This window comes from Mesonia phycicola (assembly GCF_900141885.1).
GTDB classification, from domain to species: Bacteria; Bacteroidota; Bacteroidia; order Flavobacteriales; family Flavobacteriaceae; genus Mesonia; species Mesonia phycicola.
Map to the genome: position 1 here is coordinate 212,409 of NZ_FQYY01000001.1, position 18,393 is coordinate 230,801.

Annotated in this window: 17 protein-coding genes; 8 read left to right on the forward strand and 9 right to left on the reverse strand. The window is 30.3% G+C overall.

What is annotated here, in order from left to right; all coding sequences use genetic code 11:
- Nucleotides 1–204: 204 nt before the first annotated feature.
- From BUC03_RS00980 to BUC03_RS01000, 5 genes are all read right to left on the reverse strand, one after another.
- Entirely contained in the window at nucleotides 205–5,073 is a 4,869-nt protein-coding gene (locus tag BUC03_RS00980) for a DNA repair ATPase (RefSeq protein WP_073147317.1), read from the reverse strand.
- A gap of 102 nt (nucleotides 5,074–5,175) precedes the next feature.
- Entirely contained in the window at nucleotides 5,176–7,266 is a 2,091-nt protein-coding gene (locus tag BUC03_RS00985; RefSeq protein ID WP_073147319.1) for a flotillin family protein, read from the reverse strand.
- A gap of 17 nt (nucleotides 7,267–7,283) precedes the next feature.
- Nucleotides 7,284–7,988, reverse strand: a complete 705-nt coding sequence (locus BUC03_RS00990; RefSeq protein ID WP_073147321.1) for an OB-fold-containig protein — start codon at nucleotides 7,986–7,988, stop codon at nucleotides 7,284–7,286.
- A 3-nt stretch (nucleotides 7,989–7,991) separates the two neighbouring features.
- Nucleotides 7,992–8,702, reverse strand: a complete 711-nt coding sequence (locus BUC03_RS00995) for a PspA/IM30 family protein (protein ID WP_073147323.1) — start codon at nucleotides 8,700–8,702, stop codon at nucleotides 7,992–7,994.
- A gap of 11 nt (nucleotides 8,703–8,713) precedes the next feature.
- Entirely contained in the window at nucleotides 8,714–9,109 is a 396-nt protein-coding gene (locus BUC03_RS01000) for a molecular chaperone Tir (protein ID WP_073147325.1), read from the reverse strand.
- 270 nt (nucleotides 9,110–9,379) lie between these two features.
- On the opposite strand from BUC03_RS01000, the gene BUC03_RS01005 reads away from it, so the two are divergent.
- Nucleotides 9,380–10,144, forward strand: a complete 765-nt coding sequence (locus tag BUC03_RS01005; protein WP_073147327.1) for a helix-turn-helix domain-containing protein — start codon at nucleotides 9,380–9,382, stop codon at nucleotides 10,142–10,144.
- A gap of 4 nt (nucleotides 10,145–10,148) precedes the next feature.
- Here the strand turns inward: BUC03_RS01005 and BUC03_RS01010 are convergent, their stop codons facing one another.
- The 4 genes from BUC03_RS01010 to BUC03_RS01025 are packed head-to-tail and all read right to left on the reverse strand — an operon-like array spanning nucleotide 10,149 to nucleotide 12,034.
- The gene (locus tag BUC03_RS01010; RefSeq protein WP_073147329.1) at nucleotides 10,149–10,544 is read right to left on the reverse strand and encodes a rhodanese-like domain-containing protein; all 396 of its coding nucleotides are present in this window, start codon (nucleotides 10,542–10,544) and stop codon (nucleotides 10,149–10,151) included.
- A gap of 4 nt (nucleotides 10,545–10,548) precedes the next feature.
- Complete coding sequence (locus BUC03_RS01015) at nucleotides 10,549–10,863, reverse strand: rhodanese-like domain-containing protein (protein WP_073147331.1); 315 nt, start codon at nucleotides 10,861–10,863, stop codon at nucleotides 10,549–10,551.
- Nucleotides 10,864–10,894: 31 nt separating this feature from the next.
- Nucleotides 10,895–11,533 carry a thioredoxin family protein gene (locus BUC03_RS01020; RefSeq protein WP_073147333.1) on the reverse strand — a complete coding sequence of 213 codons (639 nt, stop codon included), beginning with the start codon at nucleotides 11,531–11,533 and terminating at the stop codon, nucleotides 10,895–10,897.
- Between the two features lie 3 nt (nucleotides 11,534–11,536).
- Nucleotides 11,537–12,034 carry a TlpA family protein disulfide reductase gene (locus tag BUC03_RS01025; RefSeq protein WP_073147986.1) on the reverse strand — a complete coding sequence of 166 codons (498 nt, stop codon included), beginning with the start codon at nucleotides 12,032–12,034 and terminating at the stop codon, nucleotides 11,537–11,539.
- 194 nt (nucleotides 12,035–12,228) lie between these two features.
- Between BUC03_RS01025 and BUC03_RS01030 the strand changes: the two genes are divergently transcribed.
- The 7 genes from BUC03_RS01030 (at nucleotide 12,229) to trpC (ending at nucleotide 18,165) form a co-directional block, all read left to right on the forward strand.
- Entirely contained in the window at nucleotides 12,229–12,681 is a 453-nt protein-coding gene (locus BUC03_RS01030) for a MarR family winged helix-turn-helix transcriptional regulator (protein ID WP_073147335.1), read from the forward strand.
- A 35-nt stretch (nucleotides 12,682–12,716) separates the two neighbouring features.
- Complete coding sequence (locus BUC03_RS01035; RefSeq protein ID WP_073147337.1) at nucleotides 12,717–13,349, forward strand: NAD(P)H-dependent oxidoreductase; 633 nt, start codon at nucleotides 12,717–12,719, stop codon at nucleotides 13,347–13,349.
- A gap of 18 nt (nucleotides 13,350–13,367) precedes the next feature.
- A complete protein-coding gene (locus tag BUC03_RS01040; protein ID WP_073147339.1) occupies nucleotides 13,368–13,943 on the forward strand; it encodes a YceI family protein in 576 nt (191 codons plus the stop codon).
- A 214-nt stretch (nucleotides 13,944–14,157) separates the two neighbouring features.
- Nucleotides 14,158–15,552: an anthranilate synthase component I family protein gene (locus BUC03_RS01045; protein ID WP_073147341.1), complete on the forward strand. Its 1,395-nt coding sequence runs from the start codon at nucleotides 14,158–14,160 to the stop codon at nucleotides 15,550–15,552.
- A 154-nt stretch (nucleotides 15,553–15,706) separates the two neighbouring features.
- Nucleotides 15,707–16,300: an anthranilate synthase component II gene (locus BUC03_RS01050; protein ID WP_073147343.1), complete on the forward strand. Its 594-nt coding sequence runs from the start codon at nucleotides 15,707–15,709 to the stop codon at nucleotides 16,298–16,300.
- An 81-nt stretch (nucleotides 16,301–16,381) separates the two neighbouring features.
- A complete protein-coding gene (gene trpD, locus BUC03_RS01055) occupies nucleotides 16,382–17,374 on the forward strand; it encodes an anthranilate phosphoribosyltransferase (RefSeq protein WP_073147345.1) in 993 nt (330 codons plus the stop codon).
- Between the two features lie 2 nt (nucleotides 17,375–17,376).
- A complete protein-coding gene (gene trpC, locus BUC03_RS01060) occupies nucleotides 17,377–18,165 on the forward strand; it encodes an indole-3-glycerol phosphate synthase TrpC (RefSeq protein ID WP_073147988.1) in 789 nt (262 codons plus the stop codon).
- Nucleotides 18,166–18,393: the final 228 nt, after the last annotated feature.

Here is an 18,393-nt window from a genome sequence, read left to right on the forward strand (position 1 = left end):
AATCCCTCCTAGTGTCATTATTGCGTTTAATACTAAATCCATAATTAACGATTTTGGGGTGAATCATATACAAGATAACATAAGATTCACAATTAATTAGCATTAATTTTAATAAAAATCACAAAAATAACATTAATAAACACTTAATCTTTAAAAAATACTTTTAATCTAATTAGTGTTTTATTTTCTTTACTTACATCTATATTATTTTAGTAAACCTTGTTGCAGTATTTTTTTAATACCTTCTAAATTATCTGTAAAAGAAATCATCTGATTTAGCATTTGCGCCATTTCATTTTGATTACCAAAACCTTTTAGTTTGTTATTTTTCACGAAGGTTTCTTTTATTGCTTCCCATCTATCAAATTCTTCAGCAGTCAAAATACCCTGCAACTCTTTAAATTTTAATAAATTAGCCTCTGCAGATGATGTTAATGTTTGCGATTCACTCTCGTAATGAGAAAGTAATAAACTAGCTAATTCTTCATCATTCATAATTGGTACAATCTTACTAATAAGCTTATTCATATCTCTGTAAGACCCCTGAAGTTTAAAAGATGGCTCTGTTCTATACTCATCTTCCATAGCTGCAGATTTAATATAAGTAGCATTTACTTTTAAAACGGTATCTCTAATGGCAATCACTTTTTCTAATACAGAAATATAATCTTGTACTTCTTGCGTGGTATGGTTACCATCTAATTGTACTTCTTGATTATTGTTTTCTACTCTATCTATTAACTTATAAATATCGTTAAAATGTTTACTACTTAGCTGTTGTAAAGTAGCATTTGAGGTAAGTGCATTTTCTATTAAACTAAGTTTAAATAAATGGGCTGTATCTCCAATTATATCACCAAGGTTATAAATATCTGCACGGTTGGCTAACATATCTGGTATTCTAAATTTTTCTCCGCTCTCGGTATAAGGGTTTCCTGCCATGATTACACAAAATTTCTTTCCACGCAAATCATAGGTTTTAGATTTTCCTTTGTAAATTCCTTCTATTTTTCTGGTTCCATCAGAAAGAGAAATAAATTTCTGTAAAAACTCTGGGTTACAATGCTGTATATCATCTAAATAAAGCATTACGTTATTTCCCATTTCAAAAGCTAAGTTTAACCTTTTTAACTCTTCTCTTGTGGCAGAGTTGGTGGCAGCAGCAGGATCTACAGAGGTAACCTCATGACCAATTGCTGGACCATTAATTTTCATAAACACTAAGCCTAATCTGTTGGCTATATACTCCATTAAAGTAGTTTTACCGTAACCTGGAGGTGAAACTAAGAGCAACATACCCATACGGTCTGTACGCTTATTGTCACCTACCGTACCTAATTGTTTGGCTAAATTATCTCCAAACAAGGGTAAATAAACCTCGTTGATTAACTTATTTCTTACAAAAGAGGTTAGTACTCTTGGTTTTAATTCCTCTAATTTTAATTCTTCTTTTAGAGTTTCTGTCACCTCGTGCTTAGCTTTTCTAAATTCTTGAAAAGCTGGTACATTTACGGTAGTATAATTTTCTAAAGTAGAAACAAAATGATGGTAGTTAAAAGAGAATTCATTATTTTTTATAAGCTCGTGATCTCCCTTTAAATTGTAAATAATTTCTTTTGCAGGGCTGTGATTTACTTTAGAAACAGAATCATCTCCAAATAAAATTACACACACAGCTTCATCTACATAATCTTCATCATAATTTACAGAGGCAGTTTTTACAAATGAGTTTACCCATTGGCGTACTAACTGTACTTTAGATTCTAATAATTCTAAATTTTCAAAGCTATTTTTAAACCTAACGTCTGCTTGTTTTTGCTTAATTGCTTTTAAAAATTCTTCTTTTAATTTTAGTGCTTCTCCACTTACTTCAAACTGATCGTCATTTTGTAATTCTTCAAATAAATAATTGGCAATAGCCTCCTTGTGTTCTAAGTTTAAGAGAACTGAATTTTCTGCAACTTCTTTTATAGATTGCTGAAGTTTGTTTAGTAAAAATTTATACTCGTTAGTATCTGGAAAAACGGTTAATACCTCTCCAGAAGCTTTTAAAGATTCATTAAACTTCGATTGTATTTCTGCAGGTAATTGATGCCAAAAAAACTGAGCTTGTGCTCTTGTTTTGGCAGAAAACCTCAACATACCCAATTCTTGATGTTTACGTACTAAAACAGATAAAATTTGAGCTGCATCTTGGTCATGAACTCCTTTTACATAACCTTCTGCATAATTACTACTACTCTCTTCTTGCACAATTTTAAGCAGCTCATCTTCATTTATATTTACTAACTTATCTATTGGTAAATTTTTAAATAATTTATAGGCTAAATAAGAACTTCTATAAATATTTTTATTTTCAGAGATATATTCTTGATCCCAAATTTGCCTTGCGTTTAATAGAGTTTTATTAGTTACGGTTTCGTAAAAATCTGTTCCTGTTAGGTGATATTGTAATTCATTATTTCTATAAACAATACTCAAATCTAAGTTTTGTTTATTAACCCCAAATTTGTGTTTTCCAAATTTTATAATGCTATCTCCATCTTCATATAGTTCTAACTTATCTTTTAGTTTACGTAACGCATCTTCTCTAGCAACTTTAAGCTTAGTTTCAATTTCTTCAGCTTTACCTGTTTCTTCTAAATCTTTTAATTGCTGAATAATATCACGGAGTTTACTCACCATTAAGTCTGAAGCAAAATATCCGTTAATTTCTGTGGCAGAACCTAAATTTAATGCACGTTTATCTACTCCATTTAATATTCTTTCTGAAGCATTTTGAAGAGCTAGACTTCTCTTGTTTCTTTTTTCTTTAATAGAGTTTTTTCTAGCCTCAAAAGCATTATAAACCTCTTCTCTTTTTTCTATTATTTCTGAAATAAACTCTTCAAAATCTGCAAATTTCCCTTCAATTTCTTCTAACTGAATAGATATTTTTGTCTGAAAATCTTCACACTTCTCTACGGTATCTGCAATATCTAGATAGTTGATTATACTTTGATCTATTAGCTTTAATTGGGCTGCAAAATCTGCTTGAGCTTCTTTACTACCTAAACCTTTTCTTTTCTTTTTAATAGCTGCTTTTAGCTGATTAAGCGTAGCAAAAATTAAAGAAATATTGTCTATAATTTTGGTAGAGTGAGAAGTATCTTCTATATCAAGATTAGAAACAATTTCAATTAGCATTTCTAAATCTTGTGCTATTTGATTTACTTCTTCTTCTAATTTTTTAGCTTCAACTACTTTTTCAATTTTAGCTAAATCTTTTTCTTTTTGCGTTACCTTTTTATGGTAGGGAGCAAGGGCTTTTTCATCTAATAAAAATTGTACACAACGTTCAGATATTTTTTCTGTATACTCTGCAATGTCATTTTCTATAGATTTTATTAAACTTTCGTTGGTGTATCTAATTTCATACAAACCAATTGCTTCACCTCGTAAAGTTCTCATTTGGTTAAGCAGTTGTACAAAATCTTCTATTGTTTTAAACGATGTGCTTTTTATTTTTGCAAAAACTTCTTCTGCTTTTTTAGTAAACTTTTCTGTTTCTAGTTTTGCATTTTTCTTTAGCTGAACTACTTTTTCAAATTCATCTATTGCAGAGTTTGCTGCTTTATTAATTTCTGCTAAAGGAAGATTTAATTGTTTAGTTTCTTCTTCATTTAACCAATAATAAGTATCTAAAATATCTTTAGATAGTTTTGCTACATCATTATAAAGGCCACTATAATTATCTTCTTTGTTTAATAGATTAATAAGCTCTTGAGTCTCTGCCATTGCTTTTACAATGTCTTTATTCCCAATTTTGTATAAGAGCGTATCTTGATGTTGAGAAGGCATAATGTCTCCTTTTAAAAATGGAGTTTGCCAAATTTGCACCATATGATGCTTACTTTGATCGTCTTCACTTCTAAAATAACAGAGTTCACCATTAGATTGTACAGTATAACCATTACATATAATAGGTGTTTGTACCGTTTGCTCTATTACGTTGTAAGACATAAGTACATAAGTACCTTTTGCTTGCGCATAAAAAACAAATAAATAATCTTCTCCATTAGGAGAGGCTATTCTTTTTTGAAATTTTAAATCTTTGGTATTACTATCAAAAACTTGGTATTCTCCTGTCTGTAAATAATAACCATTAGGAAAAATAATACCCTGATCGTCTGGTAATAAAACTGCAGCCTCTTTAATGCTGTCTATTTTTTGTACTTCTTTTAACTTATGGTTATATACAAAATAACGAGCCTCTTCTTGAAATGGTTTAATAGATAAGGCTATAAGGTTACCTAAATCTGCATATTTATATTGCCCATCATCTAAAGTTTGATCTTTATACTCTACAGGCTCGTCTAAAATACCTTTACCTTCGTCTGTATTATCTTCTATTTTAATTGTTAAATCACCACCTATGGTTTCTACAAAAACCTTATCTAAAATAGAAATATGAGAATGTTTCCCGTGGCGTTGCTCATCTCTACCTGCTTCTAACCATTTAAATTCGTGTTGCTGCGGAAATTTATATTCGTGATCACTTCTATTATCTACATAAGTTAAACCTCCATCGCTAATTAACCATTTAAAGGTTTTAATATCTGTTACACTATCACTTAATTGAAAAACCATATATAGGTAATTACCTATAATTGCAAATTTAGAAAAGATAGTATTTCTATAATATTTGTACAAATTGGTAAAATCTGTAATAAAAATATCATCTTCTATAAAAGCTAGTGATTGTGGTTCAAACTGATGATCTTTATACTGGTAAATACTAAAAACGTCACTTAAATTAATTTCTGTTCTTAACCCAAAGTGAACATTATAACCAAATATGCACGTTTGGTTTATAGAAACAATATCTTTAGCAATACAGTTATTTTCTGTACTTATACGGTTATTTGCAATAAGCTTAGTTTCTAAAGAACCAAAAACTTCTTTTCTGCCTTCATTTAATTGCTGAAGTCTATTTTGCAAATCTTGTTTTTGCTTTTGTAACCTATTCTGAATAATTTCATAGGTACCTCCATCTAACGATTGCTTATTGTTATCTTGTTTTTCTTCTTGCATAGTGAATTATCAACGTGGGTATTCTGGTAGAAATAAATAGAGTTTATTTTGGAAAAAAACTAGGCTTTTAATAGTAGTTTAAAAGCCTAGCTAAAAAATGTATTACCTTAAATGCTCTTTAGTTACAGCACTAATAGTTTTGTCTGACAAGCCTAAACCTTTAGCAAGATTAAATAAGTTGTTAAACATAGTGTGCTCTTTATTGCTATTAGATTTACTTTTTAAATCTACAATTAAACTAGCAATGGTTAAGTTTTTTAAATCTTCTGAAGTGATGCCGTATTTAGCTGAAAATTCTTTGATCTTCTCTAAAAGATTGCCTTGAATATCTTCACTACCTAAGATAGAGTCTTTTACTTGCTGAATATTCTCACTATTTTCAACTAATCTATCTATACCTTTACCTCTAGTAATTTGCCCAACAATTTGATCAAAGAACATAGTTTCTCCACCTACAATATCTATTTTAGAAGACTTTAATGCATCACCAAGTACTTGAGCTTGTGCATCTGCAATTTCTTTTTGAATATTAATGCTAGCTAAGTCTATTTGAAGCTCTTTATCTAAACGTAATTTAAATTCTTCGTGATCTTTACCAACACCATCTAATTTCTTCATTGCTGCTGCTTTCTCTTCTATACCAGCTGCATCTGCAAGTGCTTTTTCTTTAATAACTTCTGCTTGTGCTTTCCCTTCTTTTCTAGAAGCTTCTGCTTTTGCCTCTATACCTGCTGCTTCTGCTTTGGCTTTTTTCTCAATTATAGAGGCATCTACTATACCTTGACGCTCGTTGGCATCTGCTTTTGCATGCATTACTTGAGCTTCAGACATACCAATAATTGCTTCTTCTTTGGCTTGTGCTTCTGCTAGTGTTTTTCTTGCTTCTGCTTCTTTTTCACTTGCTTCTTTCTTAGCTAAAGCTTCTATATTAATTTCTTCTGCTCTTTGTTTAGCGGCTTCTTTTTGCGCTTCAGCAGCTTTAATCGTTTTAATTAAATCTTCTTGTGCATTTGCTTCTGCATTAGTCACTTTTACTTTCTTATCTCTATCTGCGGTTTTAAATGCCTGAATATCTTTCATATTCTCTTGCTCTTCAACCACACCTTTCTCTAACATTACACGATCTCTAATTACATCTTGTATGTTTTTCTTCTCTACTTCTACTACTTTTTCTTTTTCTATTTGAGCAAGTGTAACTACGCGTTCTCTCTCTGTTGCTTCTAGCAATCTATCTTTCTCTACACGTTCTGTTTCTACCGCATCTGTACGTTGTTTGTTTTTAGCTGCTACAATAATTTGGCGTTGCATATTTTCTTCTGCAACTTTTACTTTTTCTTCTGTAGCAATTCTAGCAGTTTCAGATTTTAAGCGTTCTTCTTCAGATACTTTTAAGGTTTCTGCCTCTTCTCTAGATTTTATGTTAGCAATCTCACGTTTTTGCTGTTCTTCTTTTTCTGCTAATTGTTTATCTAATTCTAAAATTGCCTCACGAGCTTCTACATCTTGCTTACGGATAGTTTTTTGCTCATCACGCTTAATTAAATTAGCTTTTACATTTTGATTAGCAGTAAGCTCTGTAATTTTCTTAATACCTTCTGCATCAAGTATATTATCTGGCTTTAGGTGAGTAATTGGAGTTTGCTCTAGAAAGTCTATTGCACAATCTTCTAAAGTATATCCGTTTAAGTCTGTACCTATAATATCTACAATTTCATCTCTAAATTCTCTACGTGCTTCGTATAAGTCTATAAAATCGAATTTTTTACCTACTGTTTTTAAAGCTTCAGAAAATTTAGCTTCAAATAAATCTTCTAAGGTTTCTATTTTAGAAGCTCTAGCCACCCCAATAGTTTGAGCTACTTTTTTAATGTAACTAATATCGTTATTAACTCTAACGAAGAAAGCTACTTTAATATCTGCACGCATGTTGTCTTTACAAATAAGACCTTCGTGCGCTAAACGTTCTATCTGAATTTTTTTTACAGATACATCCATTATTTCTACACGGTGAAACACAGGCACCACATAAAGTCCCTTATCTGTAGCTACTTTTGTACCTCCAAAACCTGTACGTATAAGTGCTTGGCCTTGATGTACCTTTTTGTAGAACATTGCAATAATTGCAAAGTAAATTACAATGAGAAATAAGAATAAACCTAATCCTATACCAATAATGGGTAAAAATCCTTCCATAATAAATTTAAGTTTGTTTAGTTGTTATACGTTTGTACTAAAAAATAATTATTGTCTTGTGACTGTTTAATGATTAAAATTTCTTGGTGATATGTAATTGGTGATCCGTCTAAAGATTTTACATATATATTGTAAGAATCTCCATCTATAATCACTTCTGCATTTCCCATTTTTTTTTCAGAAATAGTAGAAAGCATTACCCCACGTCTCCCTATATATTCTTTTGCTTTATCTCCGTCTTTATTTAAATTCTTAAAAAAGTTTTTAAATGGTGTGGTTATTATTTTTGTTACGATTAACGCAGGAAAAAAGGCTATAATCATTATTAAAAAACCAAATGCAGAATTATAACTATATGTGATACTTGTTGTTAATACGGTGATAAACCACCAAGCAAAAATCCAGCAAGTAAAAGTGAACATGAACGGCAAGCCTACAAAATTGAAATAAATCAAGAAAATTTGCCACCATTTTAGTGGTTTTCTTCTTTTTCCTAAAATATCATCTTGATTTACTTCTGCGTTAGAAACATCTTGAAAATCCATATTTCCTCCTTCTATTCCTACATCTGCATCAATATCTATGTCTACATCTATATCTATATCGTAATCAAAATCGATACCGCTAACCATAGTTAAAATCCAATACAAGACAAGCAACAATAGTAAACAGGTAAGTACTAGATTTACTTCAGAAAATATAATATTAAATAAATCGTTCAATTTTTATGCTTCTTTATTTAGACCTAATTGTTCTTTAAGTTTAGACAGATCATTTTCTGCCTTTGCATCTGTACTATCTGCAGCTTTTTCAAGTTCTTCATCTATAGATTTTGAAGCATTAGCAATATCTCCATAAGCTTCTGCTAAAGCTTCTTCTTGCGCTACCTTTTCTTTCATTCTTTCTAGCATAGATACTGTGCTTGAACTATCTATCTCTGCCATTTGTTTATTTAAGTTTTTCGTAGCATTAGATACTTTCACTCTAGCTTTTAAAGTTTTTAGCTCATTTTCCCAGTTACTAATATTGGCTTTTATACCTTGAATATTATTTTCTAACTGAGCGATAGAAGTATTAAACTTTTGCACTTCTTCTTTAGAAGCAGTTATTCTTTGTTGAGCTTCTTCTTTTTTAAGCAATGCTTGTTTTGCTAAACGATCTGCCTCTGCACTATCAATTTGTTTTTTTTCTGCTTTTTTAAGAATTAAAATTGCTTTGTTATGGTAATCTTCAGCTTTATCTTGCTGCTCATCTTGTTCATTTTTAGCTCTTATAGCTAATGCTTTTACTTGCGCTAAGGCTTCAAAACTTTTTTCTAAGTCTTGCTTCATATCTCTAATACCTTGCTCTGTAAGCTTTATTGGATCTTCCATTTTATCTATAGCAGAATTTGCTTCTGCCTCTCCAATTTTAAATAATCTTTTAAATATGTTCATAACGGTTGTTTTTAATATTTTGAAAATTCAATAATTTTATCTGAGTATTCACTCATTAATAGACTTAAAGAGTTTAAAGAGCCTTCTAGCTCATTTAAGTCTAAGTTTTCTATCTGTAAAGTATCTCTAAAGATTACTTTTTTACCACTCTCATCTAATACAAATGCACCGTGAATAACATCTCTATTTTTCTGTAAAAGAGACTTGTATACTTTTTCATTTTGATTATTGATATTAAAAATAAATTGCTCCATTATTAAAACTGGAGGAGAAACACCAAGAATTAAATTTTTAATACCAAAGTTTTCTTTTTGTACAACTAACACTTCATCTTCCCTACTTTCATAAGTAATATTGAAATTTAGTTCTAGTAAAAAGTTTTTGGTTATTTGAAAATGATCTTTCATTAGTTAATGGTTTTTTAGGTCTACTGTAAAAGCAAACATATAATTTCTGCCTGATCTATTTGGCAAATAATTTTTGCATAAGTTATTAAAAATAGAGAAATCATATTGGTTAGTTTTAAAATTTAATTAACATTTTGTGCTAATTATTTTAGTTTAATTTTAAAATAACTTAAAACCAACTTAAATAATTAGCAATTAAATAGTATATTAGCTAATAATGTTAGGTAAATATACAAATTAAAATCTTATCTGCAAATAAAATTAGCAATTATGTCTTTTTTTGGTAAAAATATTAGGAAAATTAGAAACGTGAAAAATATGAGTCAGCAGGCTTTTGCTGATTTATTTGAATTAAAACGTGGCACTTTAGGAGCTTATGAAGAAGGGAGAAGTGAACCTAAAATAGAAACAATTATTTTAATTGCTAATTATTTTAGCATTAGCATAGACGCTATATTAACTACAGAGCTAACAGTAAATCAGCTTTTAAAATTTAAAGAGAATATACCTCTAGATAACCACATACAAATAAAAGAGAAGTTTGCAGAGATACCTTGTATTACAGAAAAAAACAGTAAAGACTATATAGATAATTTTGACAAGCAAAACTTTATAACCGAATTACCTAGCTTAAGCTTACCAATAAATACGGATAAAAATTTTAGAGCTTATACGGTAATGAATTTGGAAATGACCAATCATGACCAAGGTTTGTACCCTAAAGATATAGTGATTGCAGAGTTTGTACCTAAAGAGGTTTATAAAAAACTAAATAATGGAAATATTGTGTTAGCCTTAATTAACAATCAACTTATTTTAAGACGTCTTTATATTGCAAAAAATAAACTTATTTTACGTGCTGACCACAAAAACATAGAAGATTTAAGCTTTAAGCTTAACGAAGTAAAAGAACTTTGGAAGGTAAGATATGTGTTTTACAAACGTACTCCAGAAGTTCAAGCTATTTCTACAGGTGTAGAAGAAAAATTAAATTTTTTAGAGCAAGAGTTTTTAAAACTGAAAAATAAGATATAGCACCTTATTTTTCAGTTTTATTTTCTTTCAATTTCCATTCAGAAATTCCTTCTTTTAAATCATAAACCTTTACAAAACCAGAATCTTTAAGTATTTGTATACTTTTTTCATTTTCTACTTTAGTATTACAATAAACTATAATAGGTTTAGACTTGTCTATTTCTTGTATCTTATGAGAGAAATTTTCATCGTATACAATATTCTGAGCATTTTTAAGATGCTCTTCTTTGTATTCTTTTGAAGTAAGAACATCTAAGGTTTGTACTTCATCCATTTTAGAAAGGCTTTCCACCTCTTCTGGAGTAATCATCTGTACGTCTTCTTCATTAGCAAAAGTTTCTTTACAGCTATTGAATAAAAAACAAACGGTGATTAATAATATATACGATATGTTTTTCACTTAATTAAGAAGTTTTAGTTTCACCTGTCCAATCTAATATTCCGCCTTCTAAGTTAAAAGTATTTTCTACTCCTACTTGATCTAAAATTTGACAAGCTTGAGCACTTCTTTTCCCCGATCTGCAATACACATAAAAGTTTTTAGATTTATCAAACTCATTTACTTTATCCATAAATTTTTGTGCTTGAAATATATCTAATTGTGTAGAGTTAGGGATGTGTTTTTCTTGATACTCTTCATCTGTTCTTACATCTAACAAAAATGCATTTTCATCATTTTCTAGTTGTTCTTTCCAATCTTGTTGAGATAATTCTTTCATTACAAATAGTTTTTAAATCAAAAATAAGCTTTTATTTAATACCACAGCCAATTGCTTTTGTAGACTTAATGGAAATCTCGTCTCCTGCTAGAAGCTCTAAAACCGCATTATTTACATACTGTTGTTTAACAGCGGTTTCATCTTGGTAGTTATCATCTATTGCACCTATATATTTTACTATATTTTTGCTTTCTTCTTTTTGTAAAATAAAAACATGAGGTGTTTTAGTAGCACCATATTGAGGATATATTTTCTGACCTTCATCTAGCAAATAAGGGAAAGTAAAGCCTTTTTGTTTAGCTCTCAATTGCATATTTTCAAAACTATCTTGAGAGTTTTTTTCTGGACTATTAGGGTTAATAGCAATTACAGGGTAACCAAGAGGTTTAAACTTTTTATCTAGCTTTACAATGCGCTCTTCATATGCTTTTGCATAGGGACAATGATTGGTTGTAAAAATTACGATAAAACCTTTTGCTTCTTTAAAATTACTTAAAGAAACCATTTTATTATCTATATTTTTTAAAGTAAAATCTATTGCTTGGTCACCAATTTCATAACCATCTATAGATGAGTTTGTAACATCTGCATTTGTCATTACCGTATTCACTGCAAAAGCAGAAGCTGCTATAATCACGGTTAATACAGTAAGTATTTTTAGGGTACGCATAATCTAATTTTTAATCTTATTTACTACACTTAATAAATCGTTCATATCTTCAAACCTTCTAGCATAAAAGGCTTTTTTACCTCCATTTATAAGTAAAGTTGCTGGTATGGCTCCATCCCAATTTTCATCTACTTCTGGCATCCATATACTACTTCTTAAATCATCTAGCAACACTACTTTACTGGTTACGTTTTTCTTTATTATAAAGGGTTTTAGCTGAGTTTCTTTCATAGATGGCATATCTAAACTTACTAAAACCACTTCTATATCTTCTTTTTTATCAAGCTCTAAAAAGAAAGGTAATTCTTCTACGCAGGGAGCACACCAAGTTGCCCAAAAATTAATTACATATACTTTCCCTTCTTCTATAGCAATTTCTTTTTTAAACTCTTCAAAATTGTATGTAGGTACTTCTATCTCTTCTAAAGTTAATTCTCTATTCTTTTTGTTTTGGCATCCCACCAATACTAATACAGATATAAAAAGATAAATAAACTTCATAAATTTTGTTTTGTCTTTATTAATAACTTGCTCCATTAATTTTATTATTAAAATACAAATTACCAATAAGCCTATCCGCGTAAAATTATGTGTTTTTAGAGGGTTTTAGTCATTGTTTAATAGTTTTAACATTCCTTTAATATATTCATTATTCTAATCTCATTACATTTGTATATACAAATATTGTTTACACAATGAAAGTAGAAGATATATTAAAAACAAAAGCTACACTTTCTATCAAAAAGAAAGTGCTTATTAATTTGCAATTAGCAAGTGCCAAGACGAGTAGTGAAATGATGTCTTCTCTTAAATCTTTTGATATTTCTGCTCAACAATTTAATGTGTTAAGAATATTAAGAGGACAAGAAAAAAAACCTGCCAATTTAAATACGATACAAGAACGTATGGTAAATAAAATGAGCAACACTACCCGACTTATAGATAAATTAATAGATAAAAAATTAGTAGAGCGTTGTATTTGTGAAGAAAACCGACGTAAAATAGAAGTTACTATTACTAAAGAAGGTTTAGAATTATTAAAAAAAATTGATCCTGAAATAAAGAAATTAGAAGAAAATTCTACCAAAAATTTATCTGAAATAGAATTGAAAGAGTTAAACACCCTTTTAGAAAAACTTAGGTCTTAAAAAAATTTATATTAACATTTGTATAGACAAGAATTATGAAAGCACACTTAGAAAATTTAAACTGGAGATATGCTACCAAACATTTTGATGAAAGCAAAAAAATATCTGCGGAAGATTTATCAGATTTAAAAGAAGCAGTACGCTTAACAGCTTCTTCTTACGGCTTACAACCATACCAGGTATTTATTATAGAAGACCCTAAAGTAAAAGAACAATTAAGAGCTGCTGCTTTTAATCAACCTCAACTTACAGAAGCTTCTCAAATATTTGTCTTCGCGGCTTATACAGAGGTAAAAGAAGAATATATTAAAGATTATATGCAAAATGTTGCTGTAACACGAGGTATAGATGTTTCTAATCTAGATCAATTTGCAGAAATGATTAAAGGCGCTTCTATGTCTTTACCAAAAGAACAACAAGCAAACTGGATGGCAAAACAAACATACATTGCTTTAGGTAATTTATTAAATGTAGCTGCAACCTTAAAAATAGATTCTTGCCCAATGGAAGGTTTTAATGTAGAAAAATTCAACGAAATTTTGGGTCTTAACAACAAAGGTCTTACCGCTACTGTTATTGCCCCTGTGGGTTACAGAAGCAAAGAAGATGCTACTCAACATCATATAAAAGTTAGAAAGCAACATACAGATTTATTTACTACTATTTAATACTTAAACATTTATCCCATGAAAAATAGATTATTAAAAACTTTAGGTGTTACTGCCATTTTTTTAGCTATGATTTCTTTTACTAGCAACCCTATTAAAAAGAAAAACATCCGCATTAAAGAAAGTAATATTGAATGGAAAGGTGAAAAACTTACCGGTTCTCACGAAGGCACATTAACCTTTAAAGAAGGTTTTCTAGAGATGGAAAACAAAAATATTACAGGAGGTGAATTTATAGTAGACATGTCTTCTATCACCGCTACAGATCTTTCTGGCGAAGGAAAACAAAAATTAGAAGGTCACTTAAAGTCTGACGATTTTTTTGGTGTAAAAAAACATCCTACAGCAAAATTGCTAATTAAAAAAGCTACTAAAACAGACAATGTTTACAAAATAATGGCAGACCTTACCATTAAGGGTAAAACCAACTCTGTTACTTTTGATTTGTATATGAAAGATAATACAGCCACTACACATTTAACCATAGACAGAACAAAATATAATATTAAATATGGTTCTGGAAGCTTTTTTGATAATCTAGGTGATAAAACTATATATGATGATTTTGAATTAGATATAACTCTTAAATTCTAATTAAAGTTTGCAGATTGTTTTAAAAATTATTTGCAAATTATAATTTCATACCTATATTTGAGGCAATGAAAAATTTAACAGTACATACTTGGTGGTGGAATAACTTACGAAAAACGTCGTGAGCTAGCACCGCATTGTATATAATTATATCCAAAAAGGCTTGTCTATCACGACAAGCCTTTTTTTTTGTTCAATAATTGCTAAGATTAATAAAATGTTTACGCTTAATACCACATCAAAAAAAATAATTGCAGATACCATTACACCGGTAAGTATTTATTTAAAATTACGAGATAAATTCCCGCATAGTTTATTACTAGAAAGTAGTGATTATCATGCCAATAAAAACAGTTTTTCTTATATCTGTTGCAATCCTATTGCTTCTATAAAAGCAGAAAAAAACACGCTTTTTATTCAGTATCCTGACGGTAGTAAAACGGAAAAAGAAATTACCAAAGAAGTACATATTCCTTCAGAAATAGAAAATTTTGCAAAACAATTTAAAACCGAAGACACGCATTATAAATTTATTCATAATGGTATTTTTGGGTACACCGGTTACGATTCTGTAAAGTATTTTGAAAGCATTCAGCTAACAGAAAAAGAGAATAAGCTAGAAATCCCAGATTTTTATTATGCAGTTTATCAAAACATTATAGCCATCAATCATTTTAATAACGAGGCCTATTTATTTTCGCATAATTATAATTCTGAAAGTAATTTAGATACTCTTCTCTCTTTATTACAAACCAAGAATTTTGCTCAGTTTAATTTTGAAACAGATGGAGATATTACTTCTAACATAGATGATGAAGTTTACAAACAAAATGTAGAAAAAGCAAAAGCACACTGTGCACGTGGTGATGTATTTCAGTTGGTGTTATCTAAACGTTTTTCTCAAAAATATAAAGGAGACGATTTTAATGTTTACCGTGCTTTAAGAAGTGTAAACCCTTCTCCCTATCTATTTTATTTTGACTACGGAAATTTTAAAATCTTTGGTAGTTCTCCAGAGGCGCAATTAGTAGTAGAAGATGAAATGGCAGAAATTCACCCAATTGCAGGCACTATAAAACGTAGCGGTGATGATGAACGAGATGCAGAACTAGCTAAACAATTAGCAAAAGACCCTAAAGAAAATTCTGAACACGTAATGCTAGTAGATTTAGCTAGAAACGATTTAAGTAGAAACTGCTCTGAAGTAACGGTAGAAACTTATAGAGAAATTCAATTTTTCTCACACGTAATTCACCTAGTTAGTAAAGTTACCGGAAAGAAAAAAAACAATATAAAAACCATGCAATTAGTAGCAGATACTTTTCCTGCTGGTACATTGAGCGGTGCACCTAAATACAAAGCATTAGAGTTAATAGAAAAATACGAAACTGTAAATAGAACTTTTTACGGTGGTGCAATTGGTGTAATGGATTTTAAAGGAAACTTTAATCACGCTATTATGATTAGAACTTTTTTAAGCAAAGATCACCAACTACACTGGCAAGCGGGCGCAGGTATTGTTACCGACTCAAAACCAGAAAACGAATTACAAGAAGTGTACAATAAATTAGGTGCATTAACAAAAGCCTTAGAATTAGCAAAAGAATTATAAACCTTACTTTTTAAAAGGAAGAAAACATAGAATAAATAAAAATTGAAAGTTCATTATCAACCTGAACTTGATTCAGGTTCTCATCCAGTTACTAAAAATTCTTGATGAGATACTGAAATGAAATTATGAAATTAATTTTTTAGAAAACATCCAAATGAAAAAAATATTAGTTATAGATAATTACGACAGTTTTGTTTACAACTTAGTACACTACCTAGAAGATTTAAATTGTGAGGTAACGGTAAGAAGAAATAACGAATTAGATATAGAAGAAGTAGAAGATTTTGATAGAATTTTACTTTCTCCTGGTCCTGGTATCCCTTCAGAAGCTGGGTTGCTTAAAGAAATTATAAAAACCTACGCAGCTACCAAAAGTATTTTTGGAGTATGCCTTGGTCAACAAGCTATTGGTGAAGTTTTTGGAGCTAAACTAGCTAATTTAAATCAGGTTTTTCACGGAGTAGCAACTCCTATTAAAGTGATTGATAATGAAGATACTTTATTTAAAAACCTTCCTCAAAATCTAGAAGTTGGCCGTTACCATTCTTGGGTAGTGCAAGATTTACCTAACGTGTTAATCCCTACTTCTTTTGATGAAAACGGACAAATTATGTCTCTCAAACATCAAGATTTTCAAGTTTACGGAGTTCAATTTCATCCAGAATCTGTACTTACTCCTCAAGGTAAACAGATGCTAAAAAATTGGATTGAAATTCCTGTAAAAAACGAAGAAACCGTCTCAGCTTAACTTTCTAATAAGAAGTTCATTAAAAAGTTTAAAAAATTATTATCAGCTAAATACCTTTTATAAAAAGGAAAATAGATTAAAATGAAACAACTACTCAATAGATTAACTCATCACGAAATATTAAGTAAGCAAGAAGCAAAACAGGCGCTTATTAATATTTCTGAAGGAAAAGCTAATCACAGCCAAATAGCTAGTTTTTTAACCGTTTACATGATGCGCAGCATTACCATTGAAGAGCTAGAAGGTTTTAGAGATGCATTATTAGAGCTAGCAATTCCTATAAATTTATCTAGTTACAATCCTATAGATTTGTGTGGTACGGGTGGTGATGGTAAAAACACTTTTAATATTTCTACCTTGGCATCTTTTATAACTGCTGGTGCCGGCGTTAATGTTACCAAACACGGTAATTACAGTGTTTCTTCTGTTAGCGGAAGTAGTAACGTTTTAGAAAATCTAGGTGTAAAATTTTCTAACGATCAAGCATTTCTAGAAAACTGTTTAGAAAAAGCTGGCATTTGTGTACTACACGCTCCTCTGTTTCACCCAGCAATGAAGTTTGTAGCTCCTGTAAGAAAAGAGCTAGCTGTTAAAACCTTCTTCAATATGTTAGGGCCAATGGTAAATCCTGCTAAACCAACTAATCAGGTAGTAGGTGTTTTTAGTTTAGAGCTAGCAAGAATTTATAGTTACCTCTATCAAAACACAGATACCAATTTCAGAATTATACACGCGTTAGATGGTTACGATGAAGTTTCTCTTACAGGCAACACAAAAGTGGTTGGTAACCACATAAACACCGTATTAACTCCTGAAGATTTTAATGCAGAAAAAATTAATGCAGAAGAAATTTATGGCGGTAATACAATTCCAGAGGCGGTACAATTATTTCAAAAAATTTTGAACGGAGAAGGTACGGTAGCACAAAACAATGTGGTTTGTGCCAATGCTGCTTTAGCGATTTCTACTGCTAATAAAATAAATTTAGAAGAAGCTTTAGTAGCTGCTAAAGAGTCTCTAGAAAGTGGTAAAGCTTTAGATAAATTAAAAATACTTCAAAAATTAAGCGCATAATGATAACTATTCTAGACACGATTGTGAAACACAAAATCACAGAAATACAACTAAAAAAAGAGTTCTTTCCCACTTCATATTTAGAGAGTTCTGTTTTGTTTGAAAGAACTTGTTTTTCATTAAGTAAAAATCTAAAAAATAGTACTAGCGGTATTATTGCAGAACATAAACGTCGCTCGCCATCTAAACCTAATATCAACCAGAATTTATATGTAAATGAAGTGGTTTTAGGTTACAAAAAAGCAGGGGCTTGCGGTAGCTCGGTATTAACAGACAATAGTTTTTTTGGAGGTTCTTTAGAAGATTTACAATTAGCTAGAGCAAGCGTAAACCTACCTTTACTTAGAAAAGATTTTACCATAGATGAGTACCAAATTCTAGAAGCCAAAGCTCACGGGGCAGATGCTATTTTACTAATTGCAGCAATATTAACGCCGCAACAAGTACTTAATTTTACAAAACTAGCTCATCAATTAGGCTTAGAGGTTTTGCTAGAAGTACATAATGAAGAAGAGTTACAAGTTAACTTAAATGCTCCCGTTCAATTAATTGGAGTAAATAACAGAAACCTAAAAACATTTGAAGTTTCTACCGAAATTAGTAAAAATTTAGCTGAAAAAATTCCGGAAGAAATGGTTAAAATATCTGAAAGCGGACTAAAATCTGTGAATGATATTATTGAGTTAAGAGAATTTGGATATCGCGGATTTTTAATTGGAGAAACTTTTATGAAAACCGATAACCCTGGAGCAAGTGCTAAAAAACTAATTGACGAAATTGAGAGTAAATAGCATGATGAGATCCCGTGTCAATCACGGAATGACGAAAAAATAAAGCCGTCATGCTGAACTTGATTCAGCATCACATCATATTAGGAATTCGGGATGAAGCATAAAATTGAAGATCATAGTCATCCCGAGCGGAGTCGAGGGACAGCATCGCCTCAGTAGAAAAATTCAAGATAAGGTTCCGTGTCAAGCACAGAATGATAAAAAAATAAAAATATGAAACTAAAAGTC